Annotated in this window: 14 protein-coding genes; 8 read left to right on the forward strand and 6 right to left on the reverse strand. The window is 71.4% G+C overall.

The annotated features are described in order from the left end of the window. Positions 1 to 13 precede the first annotated feature (13 nt). Positions 14 to 706, forward strand: a complete 693-nt coding sequence (locus HEP81_RS02530; RefSeq protein ID WP_051849891.1) for a hypothetical protein — start codon at positions 14 to 16, stop codon at positions 704 to 706. Between the two features lie 23 nt (positions 707 to 729). Continuing rightward, entirely contained in the window at positions 730 to 1,197 is a 468-nt protein-coding gene (locus HEP81_RS02535; protein ID WP_037651990.1) for a nuclear transport factor 2 family protein, read from the forward strand. Between the two features lie 101 nt (positions 1,198 to 1,298). Here the strand turns inward: HEP81_RS02535 and HEP81_RS02540 are convergent, their stop codons facing one another. Both HEP81_RS02540 and HEP81_RS02545 read right to left on the reverse strand, forming a co-directional pair. Continuing rightward, a complete protein-coding gene (locus HEP81_RS02540) occupies positions 1,299 to 1,487 on the reverse strand; it encodes a hypothetical protein (protein WP_037651988.1) in 189 nt (62 codons plus the stop codon). A 39-nt stretch (positions 1,488 to 1,526) separates the two neighbouring features. Next, positions 1,527 to 2,579 (reverse strand): NAD(P)/FAD-dependent oxidoreductase, encoded by a 1,053-nt coding sequence (locus tag HEP81_RS02545; protein WP_037652256.1) that lies wholly within the window; start codon positions 2,577 to 2,579, stop codon positions 1,527 to 1,529. 270 nt (positions 2,580 to 2,849) lie between these two features. Here HEP81_RS02545 and HEP81_RS02550 point away from each other — a divergent pair, with 270 nt between their 5' ends. Continuing rightward, the gene (locus HEP81_RS02550) at positions 2,850 to 3,539 is read left to right on the forward strand and encodes a rhodanese-like domain-containing protein (protein WP_051849890.1); all 690 of its coding nucleotides are present in this window, start codon (positions 2,850 to 2,852) and stop codon (positions 3,537 to 3,539) included. Positions 3,540 to 3,662: 123 nt separating this feature from the next. Here the strand turns inward: HEP81_RS02550 and HEP81_RS02555 are convergent, their stop codons facing one another. Continuing rightward, positions 3,663 to 3,812: a hypothetical protein gene (locus tag HEP81_RS02555; RefSeq protein WP_190275934.1), complete on the reverse strand. Its 150-nt coding sequence runs from the start codon at positions 3,810 to 3,812 to the stop codon at positions 3,663 to 3,665. Between the two features lie 161 nt (positions 3,813 to 3,973). Beyond that, complete coding sequence (locus HEP81_RS02560) at positions 3,974 to 5,083, reverse strand: IS630 family transposase (RefSeq protein ID WP_182786078.1); 1,110 nt, start codon at positions 5,081 to 5,083, stop codon at positions 3,974 to 3,976. Positions 5,084 to 5,414: 331 nt separating this feature from the next. Here HEP81_RS02560 and HEP81_RS02565 point away from each other — a divergent pair, with 331 nt between their 5' ends. Then, positions 5,415 to 6,506 (forward strand): DUF5954 family protein, encoded by a 1,092-nt coding sequence (locus tag HEP81_RS02565; protein WP_037664147.1) that lies wholly within the window; start codon positions 5,415 to 5,417, stop codon positions 6,504 to 6,506. Between the two features lie 177 nt (positions 6,507 to 6,683). Next, the gene (locus tag HEP81_RS02570) at positions 6,684 to 7,121 is read left to right on the forward strand and encodes a glutaredoxin domain-containing protein (protein WP_037664150.1); all 438 of its coding nucleotides are present in this window, start codon (positions 6,684 to 6,686) and stop codon (positions 7,119 to 7,121) included. A gap of 95 nt (positions 7,122 to 7,216) precedes the next feature. Here HEP81_RS02570 and HEP81_RS02575 read toward each other — a convergent pair whose 3' ends face one another. Both HEP81_RS02575 and HEP81_RS02580 read right to left on the reverse strand, forming a co-directional pair. Further along, complete coding sequence (locus HEP81_RS02575; protein WP_037664156.1) at positions 7,217 to 7,675, reverse strand: universal stress protein; 459 nt, start codon at positions 7,673 to 7,675, stop codon at positions 7,217 to 7,219. 72 nt (positions 7,676 to 7,747) lie between these two features. After that, the gene (locus HEP81_RS02580; RefSeq protein ID WP_037664157.1) at positions 7,748 to 8,797 is read right to left on the reverse strand and encodes a lactonase family protein; all 1,050 of its coding nucleotides are present in this window, start codon (positions 8,795 to 8,797) and stop codon (positions 7,748 to 7,750) included. A 263-nt stretch (positions 8,798 to 9,060) separates the two neighbouring features. Between HEP81_RS02580 and HEP81_RS02585 the strand changes: the two genes are divergently transcribed. The 3 genes from HEP81_RS02585 to HEP81_RS02595 are packed head-to-tail and all read left to right on the forward strand — an operon-like array spanning position 9,061 to position 13,448. After that, on the forward strand, positions 9,061 to 10,116 hold the full coding sequence (locus HEP81_RS02585; RefSeq protein WP_037664161.1) for an NAD(P)-dependent alcohol dehydrogenase: 1,056 nt from the start codon (positions 9,061 to 9,063) through the stop codon (positions 10,114 to 10,116). A gap of 57 nt (positions 10,117 to 10,173) precedes the next feature. Next, positions 10,174 to 12,003, forward strand: a complete 1,830-nt coding sequence (locus HEP81_RS02590; RefSeq protein WP_037664163.1) for a glycoside hydrolase family 15 protein — start codon at positions 10,174 to 10,176, stop codon at positions 12,001 to 12,003. Beyond that, on the forward strand, positions 12,000 to 13,448 hold the full coding sequence (locus HEP81_RS02595; protein ID WP_037664164.1) for a glucose-6-phosphate dehydrogenase: 1,449 nt from the start codon (positions 12,000 to 12,002) through the stop codon (positions 13,446 to 13,448). The genes HEP81_RS02590 and HEP81_RS02595 overlap by 4 nt, the downstream gene beginning before the upstream one ends. Positions 13,449 to 13,464: the final 16 nt, after the last annotated feature.

Raw genomic sequence — 13,464 nt, forward strand, 5'->3', positions numbered from 1 at the left:
ATATCTTTCTGGCATGTCCATGCCTTCGGCGCCGCAGTCGGCGCATCTCGACCCTTGGGGCGCACCGCCCCAGCCCCCGCCGCGGAAGAGACGGGTCGCCCTCCTGGCAGCGGTCATCGGCGGGGCCCTGCTGCTGGTCGTGGCGATCCTGGCGGCGGTCGTGCTGTCCGGGAAGGTCCTCGACCGGAGCTTTCCCCGGGCCGATTCCACGCTGACGGTTCCGCACACGGTGCTCGACGGCCGGTACGAGCTGCGCCGGGACGACTCTGCGACCACCGGCCGGACCATGGCGCGGACCTGGCGGCCGAGCCTGGACGCCGAAGCCGCCCACGGCGTCGTCGCGTCGTACCGACTGAAGGGCGCCGACTACGACGATGTGGTCGTGACCGGCATGTACGGCCGATTCAGGAACACCGCCTCGCTGCGCGCCCGGCTGCTCGCCGAGCGCGGCTCCACGGCCAGCCCCGTGAAAGTGGTCACCCCGCCCAGGGACCTCACCCCGGCCTCCTCACCCGTCCGGGTCAGCTGTGAGTACCTGAGCCGCAGTTGGACCGACGGACAGGCCCTCACCTATCCGGCCTGCGCCTGGGCCGACGGCAACACACTGGCCCGCGTCGCATACATGACCACGTCGTACGTCGACCTGAAGGACGCCGCCGAGCAGACCCTGCGGGTCCGCTCCGACATGCTGCGGCCGATCCGCTGACCGGCCCGGAGGACCGCCCCGCCATGTCCGACACCCGCCCGCCCCTGCCACCCTTCGACCTCGACGGCGCCCTGGCCAAGGTCCAGGCCGCCGAGGACGCCTGGAACACCCGCGACCCGCACCGGGTCGCCCTCGCCTACACCGAGGACTCCGTCTGGCGCAACCGCGATGTGTTCCTCACCGGCCGCGCGGAGATCGTCGCCTTCCTGACCGCCAAGTGGGAGCGCGAACTGGACTACGCGCTGCGCAAGAGCCTGTGGAGCTTCGGCGGCAACCGCATCGCCGTCCGCTTCCAGTACGAGTGGCACGACGCCGGGGGCCGCTGGTTCCGCTCGTACGGCAACGAGTTGTGGGAGTTCGCCGACAACGGCCTGATGTGCCGCCGCGAGGCCTCCATCAACGACAGGACCATCGAGGGGGCGGAGCGCCGCCACTTCGGCCCCCGGCCGGCCGACGAGCGGGGCGAGGGACACGACAACCCTCTGGCCTGACGCTGTATCAACTTCCTTGCAGAGCTGAGAAGTTCATCTGCCCACGCTGTGAAAACCCTATGCAGGATGGCATGCCCCCGTCATTATGATGAGGGAATCATCTACCCGCATAGACCCCCCGCGGACGCGGCGCCCTCACCCGGCGCGCCGACGGTGCGCTGAAGTCCCGACTCGCCGCCGCCGACCGGCAGATCGCCCAGGCAGGGGGCCTGGACGCGGCCCGTGGCGCCGACGGCGACCAGGCCGTTGAACTTCTCATCCTGCTTGGACGCCAGGGAGAACGGGCCCACCTCCGGGTCCGCGCCACCTGACCCGGTCGCGGTAAGGGCTCAGTTCCCACCGGGGAGGGAGCCCAGTCCGTGCGCACGGCTGCCCAGCACCCGCCGCGACACCTCGGCCTCCATCGCCCCGCTGAACACTTCACCGTCCTTCGCCGCACGGGCGGCGGCTTCCGCGTCGGCCTTCAGCAGGTCCATGTGGATCGCGGCGGCCGCGGTGGTGCCGGCCGCTGCCGCGGCGGGAACCCCGGCCAATACATCGCTGACGTTCCCCGCGGCCCACACGCCCTGCACTCCGGTGAACCCGGAGGCGTCCACCTGGAGCTGCTCCCCCAGGCCCATGGGGTGTTCCCGCATCGTCACGCCCAGCTCGCGCAGGAAACCCCCGCGCGCGAGGAACCGGGGGGCGACCACCAGTTGCTGGACCGGCACCACCTTTCCCGATGCCAGCCGCACGCCCGCCAGCTGGTCCTGGCTGTCGACCTCGAGCCCGGTGGCCTCACCGTCGACCACGGCGACGCCGAGAGCAGCCAGCTGCTCCCACTGTTCGTCGGTCAGTTCCCTTGCGGTGTGCAGGAACAGCGTGACGTCCTTGGACATCTGACGGAACAACAGTGCCTGGTGGAAGTTGCCGAGCACCCCGATGACCTTGTCCCGGACTTCCCAGCCGTGGCAGTACACGCAGTGCAGCACGTCCCGCCCCCACCGTTCGGCCAGCCCTGGCACGTCCGGCAGCACATCGACCAGACCAGTGGTCACCAGCACTCTGCGTGTCCGTAGGTGCTGCCCGTCCTCGGTGACAACCCGGAAGCCCGCGCCGTCCCGGGAGATCCGCGTGACCTGCCCCGAAACAACACGACCGCCGTACGAGGCGACCTCCTCGCGCCCGAGCCGCAGTAGCTCCAGAGGAGAGATGCCCTCGCGGCCGAGCACACCATGCGCGCCGGCAGCCGGAGCATTGCGGGGCTCACCCTTGTCGATCACCAGAACCGACCGGCGCACCCGGGCCAGATTCAAAGCCCCGGAAAGGCCGGCGGTCCCACCCCCGACCACCACGACGTCCCAGGTCTGTTCACCATCTCGTATCAACTCGAACTCGCTCATGCCATCAGCGTGCGACGGCGCCACGGATGCCGCAAAGATTCATGCTGTCCTGGCAAAACGCGCTGGCTCTCGCCGCCGGGGATGGCTGGCTGTTCGGCCGACGGCCCCGGACCACGCCGAGCAACTTGCCGGTCCAGCAAGAGGATTCGTCGCCTGCGGATATGCGTGTGCAAGCTGCGTCCAGATGGTTCCGGCCCCTTCCCGCATTCGTTGGGAATTCCTCCGGATCGAGCCGCATGCCGGTAGTTGAAATACTTGAGGAGGCAGCAGATGGAAAATCGCCACGTCGTGATCATTCCGATCGAGATCGACGAGGAGAAGGAAGCCTCTTATCTCGCCGCATGGCAAGATGCTGCGGAGGTGATGGCGGCGCAGCCCGGTTTCATCCGGACGTACATGTTCCGCACGATCGTTCCGGGGAGCAAATTCCCTCTCGTCAACGTGGCGGAATGGGAGTCCACCCGTCACTGGGAAGAGGCAATGGACGTCTGCCCGATGACGGGACAGCAGATAACCGTCGTCCATGCCTCGAACTACGAGGCGATCCGGACGGTCCTGCCCGCGCAGAGCCTGAGTTCCGGCGACGGTCGCATGCCCGCTGACCTGTCTCCTGTCGAGGCGCGTCGCCGCGCCGAGAATGGGCAACTCACACTGGTCGATGTCCGTGAAGACGATGAATGGGCAGCGCGTCACCCGGCCGGCGCCGTCCACGCCGCGCTCAGCACATTGCCGGCGTCGCTGTCGGATCTGCCTGACGGCCCACTGGCCTTCGTCTGCCGCACAGGCAACCGCAGCGCGCAGGGCGGCGTGCAGGCGATCCGCGCGGGCCGGTCTTCCGTCTACAGCGTGGCGGGCGGCCTTGAGGCGTGGGAGGCAGCGGGGCTGCCGGTCGTCCTTCCCGGGAGCGAAAGCGCCGAGAACAACGGCGATCGCGTCGCAGATGCGGTGCACGAGGGCTGACGAAAGCAAAACCGGAAGACGACCGTCGCATACGTCCGCCGACATGAGGCCGGCCGGACACGCCGACGCGGGGGTGGGCCGGTACGGGGCCGAGGGAGCCAAGAGCCTGGCGGCAGAGGAACATCACGTGCCTTCCCCCGCGCCGGCTTCGCCGACCTCGCCGCCGCACACAAGCGCGGCGAGGACGCCGCAGTGGGCGAATAGCGTGACCGTCCTGATCCTGGCCCTGATGGAGGCGGGGGTGAAGCCGAGCAGGTAGATCAGGGCGGGCACCGCCAGGACGCTGCGATGCGGGTCATAGGCGGCAATGCGTTGATCTTGAAGCCCTGGGAGCCCTTCTGCCTGGGCTCGTGGAGCTATTGGGGCCCTACGCTCCGGGGGCGCGCGGGAAGTTCCCGGCAGGCCCCTCCGCCGCAACTCGCCGCCCCCGACGCCTAGTGTCCTGAGTCTTTGATCCGTCGGCAGTAGCTGGCGAGGGATTCGAGGATTTGATCGGCGGTCTTGGTCCAGACGTATGGGCGAGGGTTGTCGTTCCAGTCGGCGACCCAGGCCCGGATGTCTCGTTCGAGGGCCTGGACGGAGCGGTGGACGCCGCGGCGGAGCTTCTTGCTGGTCAGCTCGGCGAACCACCGCTCGACCAGGTTCAGCCAGGACGAGCCGGTGGGTGTGAAATGCAGCTGGAAACGGGGATGGGCCAGCAGCCATTTCTTGATCGTCTCGGTCTTGTGAGTGGCGTAGTTGTCCAGGACGAGGTGCACCTCCAGGCCGGTCGGGATCTCGCGCTCCAGCTTGGCCAGGAACTTCTTGAACTCGGCAGTGCGGTGGCGGCGATGCAGTGAGCCGATGACTTTGCCGGTGGCCGTGTTCAGAGCGGCGAACAGCGTCGTGGTGCCCGCGCGCACGTAATCGTGGCTGGCCCGTTGCGGGACACCGGGCATCATCGGCAGCACAGGCTGAGAGCGGTCCAGTGCCTGGATCTGGGACTTCTCGTCGACGCAGAGCACCAGTGCCCTTTCGGGCGGGTCGAGGTAGAGCCCGACCACGTCGTGGACCTTGTCGACGAAGAATGGATCGGTGGACAGCTTGAATGACTCGGCCCGGTGGGGCTGAAGGCCGAAGGCCCGCCAGACCCGGGAGACGGTGGACTGGGACAGGCCGACCCGCTCGGCCATCGAGCGTGTCGACCAGTGCGTGGCGTTCTTCGGCTTCGTCTCCAGCGTCATCCGGACCAGCTCGGCGACTTGCTCATCGGTGACCGTCCGCTCCCGGCCCGGGCGGGGCGCGTCACCCAGGCCGTCCAGCCGGTCTCTGAGGAAACGGCCCCGCCACTTGGATACCGTCTCCGTGGTCACCCCGGCGGCAGCGGCCACCGAACTGGCCGACCGGGGCAGTCCATCAGGCTCCATTTCGGCGCACGCCAGCACGATTCGGGCCCTCAACGCCAGAGCCTGCGGCGTCGATTGCCCCCGCACCAACCCACCGAGCACCCGCCGCTCGTGATCCGACAACACCAACTCGGCCAGTCTCGGCCCAGGACGTCCCATGTCCTGACCAACGATGGATCAAGGACTCAGGACACTAGGGCCTGTCTGACAATTCCCGTCGTCGCCCGGAGGGCGGCCGCGCGGCGTCAGGTGCGTGCTCTCGGGGTGCCGGGCGCAGGCCCTCGTACTGGACGTACTCGGGCCTGCGCCCGGTGCCGCGAGAGTGCGTGCATGGCGTCGCGCGGCAGACGGGAATGGTCAGACAGGCCCTAGCCCGGGAGCCGTCACCCCACGGCCGCCGATCCCCCACGGATGGCTGGTTTTCGGCACGGGCAGCGGTATTTCACCAAAAACCGCGCTGACCTTACCTCCCGCTCGGCAGGATGGGGGCATGGACCTTGGGAATGTCAGTCGGGACGGGGTTCGGCCGGTGGTCGTGCGCATTCCGGTGGAGCCGGTCGAGGCCGCCATGGAGGCCGACGCCCTCGACGCCGTGCACAGCGCCGGTGAAGTGGCCGTGCGCGGACCCCTGTTCGGGGTGGTCGCGCAGACCGCCGAGGACGGGCAGCGCTGGCGGGCGGTGACCTCAATCACGGCTCCCTTCCCGCAGATCTCGCGCGACACCCTGTACTCCCGGCTGTGGTTCCGCGCGAAGGACGAGGCCAAGGACAGGGCGGAGCGCCGGGCCCTGCTCGCGGCGGTCGCCCGGCTGGAGACCGAGCCCGTCGACGAACTCACCGTGCTGGGCACGCGCTACCGGATCGTGCGCGCCGAGGAGTGGGCCGGCTCCGGCGCGGGCGGTATCGAACTGCCGCGCCCCACCGATCCGGAGCCCCTCTCCCCCGACTGGAGCGTCAGCAGCCGGGAGCCCGAGGTCGACGCCGGTCTGGTCCTGGACCCGGACGCGCCCCTCACCCCGGCGCAGGCCACCGAGCGGCTGGCGCTGCGCGACTTCGTGTACGCCGGCTCCCGCTTCCCCGACTTCGTGATCCGCGAGTCCCGCCGGGCCCGGCAGACCCACCCGGACGTCGTCCTGCTGCCGACCACGTTCACGGTCGCGGAACGCGACGGCAAGGGCTGGGAACCCGCGAGCCGTCCGCACACCACCGCGCTCGGCGCCCGCAAGTCGCTGGACTTCTTCCTGACCTGGCTCGAACCGCGCACCCGCGGTCTGATCCCCGTGGAAGCCGACCGGCTCGTCGACGCCCGCACCGTGACGGCGGCCGACCCCGGCGCCGATCCGGTGCTGTTCGCCTACGCCGAGGCCTCCGAGCGGCTGCGCTCAGGCCGGGTCAACCAGTTGGAGGTCCTCGACATCACGTACCGGATCATCCGCACCCGCCGCATGCTGCGCTGGGGGCCCGACGGCCCCGAGGGCCCGCGCCCGTCCGACACCAGCGACCACGGTCCCGAGCGCATCCACCCCCGGCTCGACGAGGACGGCGTCGTTCATCGCGACGACACGGAGCAGGACGAGGACTGACGGCCGCGGGACTGAGCCAGGATCACCGCCCCCACCACCCCGGCGGCGCCGAGGAGTTGGGCCGAAGGACCACTTCGCGCCGTACGCCAGGGAGACTTGCGGAGACGTGCGCTGAATCCCGCGGCGCGGAAAGGGGTGCGCGCCGCCCGTCCACCCCTGCGGATAACGTACGTCACCATGAAGCGCCCTTGGACCCTGCCGACACTGCTGGTGCTCTGCGGCCTCGTCGCGGCGACGGGACCGTTCCGGGAGGGCGTCCCCGGCATCGGCGCGGCGGTCGTGGCGGCGTTCGCCGTGCTCGCCGCCCTCAACTCCCCCCTGATCTACCCGCGTTCTGTCAGCGCCTCGGAAGCCGCACAGCGCAGCGAGAGGGACGGCCGGCCCATCGTCTACTGGCGTCCCGGCTGCACCTACTGCCTCCGGCTGCGCCTGCGCCTGGGCCGCGGCGCCCGTCGGCTCCACTGGGTCGACATCTGGCGCGACCCCGACGGCGCGGCGGCGGTACGGGCGGCCAACGGCGGCGACGAGACCGTACCGACCGTCATCGTGTCGGGCCGCCCGTACGTCAATCCCGACCCGGCGTGGGTGCGTGACCAGCTCTCCCCCTCCGCCTGACACGGACCGGGTGCGAGCCCTCGTACGCCTCGGTCGGCCGACCTCACCGTCCGCTCACACCCGCCGGGCCAGACACCGCACCGGCCCGCCGCGCCTCACTCCTCCTGCCCCCTGAGGACGAGGACCGGGCAGTGGGCGTGCTGGACGCAGTGCTGGGCGACCGACCCGAGGAGCAGTCCCTTGAAGCCGCCGAGGCCCCGGCTGCCGACCACCAGCAGCGCGGCGTCACGGGAGGCTTCGAGCAGTACGCCGGCGGGGGTGCCGTAGCGCGCCACCGTGCTGACCTGCACCGTGGGGTGTGCCGCGACGGCTTCCTCCACCGCGGAGGTCACCTCGCTCCGCGCCCGTCCCTCCAGGGCGGCCTCGTCCGAGCTGGAGGGCGGCATCCAGCCGAGGGCGCCGTGGAACTGCGGTACGTCCCAGGCGATCACCGCCTCCACCCAGCCGCCGGTGAGTTCCGCCTGGCGCACCGCCCAGTTGAGGGCCTGCTTGGAGCCCTCCGAGCCGTCCACCCCGACCACGATGCGTTCTCTCTCGCTCTGTCGCTCGGCCATCCTCTTCCCTCGTCCTCGTCCCGGTCGTCGTCCTGTTTCTGATCCTGGTCCTGCTCCTGGTGCGAAGTGCCGTCATCCGAAGGCGACACTGCTGGCGGCGGGCACGGGCAGCGATCCCGCGGGGCGGGGGACGCCGGTCGCGGTGTCGAGGTCGAGCCAGGTCACCTCGCCCGAGCGCTCATTGGCCGCGTACAGCCGCCGGCCCCCCGGATCGAGCACCAGGTCGCGCGGCCAGCGGCCGCCGCACGGCACCGCCGTCACCAGTTCCGCCCGCTCCCCCGAGGCGTCCAGGGCGAGGACGGCCACGGTGTCGGTGCCGCGCACCGCCGCCCACAGATACCGGCCGTCCGGTGCCACCACCGGGGCGGAGGGCTGGACCGGGACATCCGTGCCGCCCGGGAACAGCGGGGCCTCGCCGACCGTGCGCAGCACTCCGGCGGCGGCGTCCCAGCGGCACACGGTCACCGCCGGCCGGAGTTCCCCGAGGATATAGGCGTGGTCCCCCGAGGGGTGGAAGGCGAGATGCCGGGGTCCGGTGCCCGGGGGCAGCGCGGTCGCTCCGTGCGGGCGCAGTCCGCCCGTGCGCTCGTCCAGTGAGCAGATCCGCACGGAATCGGTGCCGAGGTCCACACCGAGCACCCAGCGGCCCGTCGGATCGGGGACGATCTGGTGGGCGTGCGGGGAGCGCTGGCGTTCCGGGTGCGGTCCCGAGCCCTCGTGGTGCAGCACCGCGCTCGGCGGCAGCGGCAGGCCCTCGGCCGTCAGCGGCAGCGCGCTGACGCTGCCCGAGCCGTAGTTGGCGGTCAGCAGATACCCCTGGGCCAGGGCGAGATGAGTCGGTTCGTCGCCCCCGACCTGCACGGGCTCACCGAGCGGACGGGGCACCGCCCCGGTGGCGTCGTAGGCGGCCACGGCGCCCGCGACCGTCTCGGAGACCGCGTAGAGGACGGGGCCCGCCTCTCCGTGCCCGACCGCGAGGTACGACGGGTCGGCGACGGACTTCACGGCGCCCGCCCAGGTCAGTGCCCCGGTGCGCGGATCGATGTCGGCCACGACGATCCCCGGCCCACCCGCCGACGTGAACGAACCGATGAAGGCGCGCCCTGCGGCACTGCCGGACATGAACCCTCCGCCCTCCGCCCCGCGCACCGCGCGACGGAGTCACCACGATGCGGGCGCCCCGCCGGGGCGCGGAGGATCCGGCGCCCGACATGGCCCCGCTTTCACCGGAACGCATCAACGCCGCCGCTGGCCGGCGCGCGCTCCCCAGGGCCCCGTGAGACGGTGATCACGGTGTGCGGGGCCCGCCGTCGGCCGCCGCCCGGAGCGGTGAGAGATCCACACGGTGACGCGAGGTCGGGCGTCCGGCAGGAGGGCACAGGTCGGTGAAGGCATTCGTGATGAAGGAGATCGGGAGCGTCGGCTTCATGGACAAGCCGATCCCCGAGCCGGGGCCCACCGACGCCGTGGTGCGCACCACCAAGGCCCTGATCTGCACCTCCGACTCGCACACCGTGCAGGGCGGCATCGGCCCCCGGACGAACCTGACCCTCGGCCACGAGGGCGTCGGCGTGGTGCACGCGGTCGGGGACGAGGTCAAGGACTTCCGGCCCGGCGACCGGGTGCTGGCCGGGGCCATCACCCCCGACTGGGGCGACCTCGCCGCGCAGAACGGCTACCCCTCGCAGTCGGGCGGAGCGCTGGGCGGCTTCAAGTTCGCCAACCTCAAGGACGGCGTGTTCGCCGAGTACTTCCATGTCAGCGGCGCGGACGCCAACCTGGCGCGGATCCCCGACGACATCCCCGACGACGTGGCCGTCTACTGCGCCGACATGCTGTCCACCGGCTTCATGGGCGCCGAGCACGGCGCCATCCCGATCGGCGGCACCGTGGCGGTGCTGGCACAGGGCCCGGTCGGACTGATGGCCACGGCCGGGGCGCGGCTGCGCGGCGCGGGCCTGGTCATCGGCGTGGAGTCGGTGCCCAGCCGGCAGGAACTCGCCCGGTTCTACGGCGCGGACGTGATCGTGGACTTCAGCAAGGAGGACGTGGTCGAGCGGATCCGCGAACTGACCGACGGGCAGGGCGTGGACACCGCCATCGAGGCGCTCGGCGCGGACGTCACCTTCCAGACCGCGGTCAAGGTGACCAAGCCGGGCGGCACGATCTCCGTCATCGGCTATTTCGGCCAGGGCGAGTTCGTGCACATCCCGCGCGTCGAATGGGGCGTCGGCATGGCCGACAAGACGATCGCGACCGGCCTGTGCCCCGGCGGGCGGCTCCGCATGGAGCGGCTGCTGCGGGTGCTGGCGAACAAGCGCCTCGACCCGACCCGGCTGACCACCCACCGCTTCCCCTTCAGCGAGATGGAGCGGGCCTTCGAGGTGTCGGACAAGAAACTGGAGGACACCGTGAAGGTGCTGGTCTCCTTCGACGAGTGAGGCGGCCCGGCCCGGCAGCACGGCTCGGCGCACGGAAGGTCCAAGGAGCGAGGCCGCATGTACGATCCCGATCCGCCCTTCCGGGCCGTCCGCAGACGGGACGGCTACCTCCCGCTGGAGGACCTCGGCCTGATCGGCGACGGCACCACGGCTGCGCTGGTCGGCCTGGACGGTTCCATCCCCTGGATGTGCCTGCCCCGCTTCGACTCGGACGCGGTCTTCTGCGCGCTGCTCGACCACGCGCGCGGCGGCCACTTCACGGTGGCGCCCGAGGATCTGGTGGAGGCCCGGCAGCACTATCAGCCCGACACCGGGGTGCTGGTCACCGAACTGCGCTCGCGCACCGGCCTGGTGCGGCTCACCGACGCGCTCGCCCTCAGATCCGGCGCCGACCTCACCGACGACATGCCGGCCGGGCGGGCGGAACTCGTGCGCTCGGCGGTCGTCGTGGACGGGCGGGTACGGCTGCGGGCCGAACTGGAGCCACGCGGCGGCGGACAGGCGCAGGCGCTGTTCAGCGGTCTTGAGGTACGGCCCCACCGGCAGCCGGGCCTGCGCCTGCATCTGCGCGCCAACCGACCCCTGACCGGTCTGCGCAGCACCCATGAACTCCGGCAGGGCGAGCGCCTCGATCTGGTGCTGTCCTGGGGGCGCTTCCACCGGCACCACCGCTTCGACACCGACGCCATGCTCAAGGGCACCGCCGACGCCTGGCACCGCTGGATGCGGCACTGCGACTACGCGGGCCCGCAGGCGGCCCTGGTCAGACGGGCCGCGCTCACACTGAAGATGTGCGACGACTGGGCCAGCGGCTCCCTGGTGGCCGCGCCCACCTCCTCACTGCCCGCGCCGATCGGCGGCATCCGGAACTGGGACTACCGCTACGCCTGGATCCGGGACGCGGCGTACGCCGTGTTCGCGCTGCGCCGCATCGGCTTCGACGGCGAGGCGGACTCCTTCCTCGGCTGGGTCCTCGACGCCTTCGAGCACAGCCGTCAGCCGCGCATCATGTACACCCTCCAGGGCGCCACGGTGCCGGACGAGGTGGAGGACGGCGAACTGGCGGGCTACCGCGGTTCCGCCCCGGTGCGCTGGGGCAACGGCGCGACCGACCAGCGCCAGCACGACGTCTACGGCGAGATCCTCGACTGCGCCGACCAGTGGCTGCTGTCGGGCGGGGAGATCCAGCCGGCGCTGTGGGCGGGACTTGCCGGACTCGCCGACGCGGCCGAGCGCGCCTGGCGCCAACCCGACCAGGGGATCTGGGAAGTGCGCAGCGAGGGACGGGCGTTCACGTACTCGGCCGGGATGTGCCAGGTGGCCCTGGACCGGGCGGTGCGCATCGGGGAGCGGCACGGCCTGCCCGGCCGGATCGACCAGTGGCGGGCGGCGGCCGAGAAGGTGCGCCGCACCATCCTGGAGGAGTCCTGGGACGAGAAGTCGGGCACCCTCAGCGCCCATCTGTCCGGCGGCGGCGTCCTCGACGCGAGCCTGCTGGCGCTGCCGGCGCGCGAGGTCGTACCGGCCGGTCATCCACGGATGGTGGCCACGGCGGAGGCCGTCGCACAGCGGCTGTCGGCCGGGGACGGGCTGCTGTACCGCTATCTGCACGACGAGGCCCCGGACGGACTGGCCGGTGACGAGGGCGCGTTCGTGCTGTGCAGCTTCTGGCTGGTCGACAACCTGGTCGGGCAGGGCCGCCTGGAGGAGGCCGGGGAGCTGTACGCGTCGCTGTGCGGGCGGGCCAGCACGGTCGGGCTGCTGTCGGAGCAGATCCACCCCACCACAGGAGAGTTCATGGGCAACTTCCCCCAGGCGTTCAGCCATATCGGCATCATCGCGAGCGGTGTGAACCTCCAGCGGGCGAGGGCGGCGAGCCGGCGATGATCGGGCGTCTGGTCGTCCTGGGTGCGACGGGGGATCTCAGCGGGCGCTTCCTCATGCCGGCCCTCGCCGCCCTGCACGCCGCGGGGCACCTCGACGAGGGGTTCCGGCTGACCGGGGCGAGCCGCGAGGAACTGACCACGGAGGGGTTCCGGGAGTGGATCACCGACTGGCTCGACCGGCAGGGCGGTGACCTCCCGGCCGAGGCCCGGCGGGCGGTCGTGGCGTCGGCGCACTACCGACGGGCCGACGTCACCGACCAGGATGACGTCCGGGCGCTCATCGACGGCGACGAGCCGGTGGCGCTGTATCTGGCGCTGCCGCCCTCGCTCTTCCCACGGGTGGTCTCCGCGCTGCGCTCGGCGGGCCTGCCGGCCGGGAGCAGGATCGTCCTGGAGAAGCCGTTCGGCGAAGACCTGGACAGCGCGCGCGAGTTGAACGCGCGGCTGGCCGAACTGGTGCCGGAGCAGGCGGTGTTCAGGGTGGACCACTTCCTGGCCATGACCACGGTGCAGAACGTGCTGGGCAGCAGGCTCGCCAACCGGGTGCTGGAACCCCTGTGGAACAGCACCCATATCGCCGAGGTGGAGATCGTCTGGGACGAGAGCCTCGCGCTGGAGGGCCGGGCCGGATACTACGACCGGGTCGGCGCCCTGAAGGACATGGTGCAGAACCATCTGCTCCAGGTGCTCTGCCTCGTCGCCATGGAACCGCCGGTCACCCTCGGCGAACGGGACCTGCGGGACCGCAAGGTCGATGTGCTGCGCTCGGTGCGGCTGCTGACCGAGTACGACGTGGTGCACCGCACCCGGCGCGCCCGCTACACCGCGGGCCGGATCGAGGACCGCGATGTGCCGTCGTACACCGACGAGGAGGGCGTGGACCCCGGGCGCGGCACCGAGACCTTCGCCGAGGTGGAGCTGGAGCTGGACAACTGGCGCTGGGCGGGTACGACGTTCCGGCTGCGCAGCGGCAAGGGGCTGCGGGCGGACCGCAAGGAGGTCGCGGTGCGGTTCCGGCAGGTGCCGCATCTGCCGTTCGGGCACACCGGGGAGGTGGAGCCCAACGTGCTGCGCTTCGGTCTCGAACCGGAGGGCCTGACCCTGGATCTGATGGGCACCGGCGCACGGGCCGGGCATCTCACCGAGCTGGAGCTGACCGCCGAGCTGGAGCCCGCCGAACTGCCCGCCTACGGGCGGCTGTTGCTGGACGTACTGCGGGGCGATCCCGCGCTGTCGATCCGCGGCGACGAGGCGGAGGAGGCCTGGCGGGTGCTCACCCCGGTGCTCACGGCGTGGGAGCGGGACCTCGTCCCCCTGGAGGAGTACCCGGCGGGCTCGGACGGACCGGCACCCCGGCACGCGTACGGGCCCGGACCGGTGACCAGGGAGGCGCTGTTGCACGAGGAGGCGGTCCTCGGTACGGCGGCCGACGACGGGCGGTCGTGAGGAGCATGGGCGGCCC

The sequence above is a fragment of the Streptomyces griseofuscus genome, from assembly GCF_014673495.1.
Classification (GTDB): Bacteria; Actinomycetota; Actinomycetes; order Streptomycetales; family Streptomycetaceae; genus Streptomyces; species Streptomyces murinus.

What these genes read in the sequence shown, in the direction of transcription:
- HEP81_RS02530 (WP_051849891.1), top strand. Translation starts at nt 14, where the DNA reads ATGTCCATGCCTTCGGCGCCGCAGTCGGCGCATCTCGACCCTTGGGGC.
- HEP81_RS02535 (WP_037651990.1), top strand. Translation starts at nt 730, where the DNA reads ATGTCCGACACCCGCCCGCCCCTGCCACCCTTCGACCTCGACGGCGCC.
- HEP81_RS02545 (WP_037652256.1), bottom strand. Translation starts at nt 2,579, where the DNA reads ATGAGCGAGTTCGAGTTGATACGAGATGGTGAACAGACCTGGGACGTC.
- HEP81_RS02550 (WP_051849890.1), top strand. Translation starts at nt 2,850, where the DNA reads ATGGAAAATCGCCACGTCGTGATCATTCCGATCGAGATCGACGAGGAG.
- HEP81_RS02560 (WP_182786078.1), bottom strand. Translation starts at nt 5,083, where the DNA reads ATGGGACGTCCTGGGCCGAGACTGGCCGAGTTGGTGTTGTCGGATCAC.
- HEP81_RS02565 (WP_037664147.1), top strand. Translation starts at nt 5,415, where the DNA reads ATGGACCTTGGGAATGTCAGTCGGGACGGGGTTCGGCCGGTGGTCGTG.
- HEP81_RS02570 (WP_037664150.1), top strand. Translation starts at nt 6,684, where the DNA reads ATGAAGCGCCCTTGGACCCTGCCGACACTGCTGGTGCTCTGCGGCCTC.
- HEP81_RS02575 (WP_037664156.1), bottom strand. Translation starts at nt 7,675, where the DNA reads ATGGCCGAGCGACAGAGCGAGAGAGAACGCATCGTGGTCGGGGTGGAC.
- HEP81_RS02580 (WP_037664157.1), bottom strand. Translation starts at nt 8,797, where the DNA reads ATGTCCGGCAGTGCCGCAGGGCGCGCCTTCATCGGTTCGTTCACGTCG.
- HEP81_RS02590 (WP_037664163.1), top strand. Translation starts at nt 10,174, where the DNA reads ATGTACGATCCCGATCCGCCCTTCCGGGCCGTCCGCAGACGGGACGGC.
- HEP81_RS02595 (WP_037664164.1), top strand. Translation starts at nt 12,000, where the DNA reads ATGATCGGGCGTCTGGTCGTCCTGGGTGCGACGGGGGATCTCAGCGGG.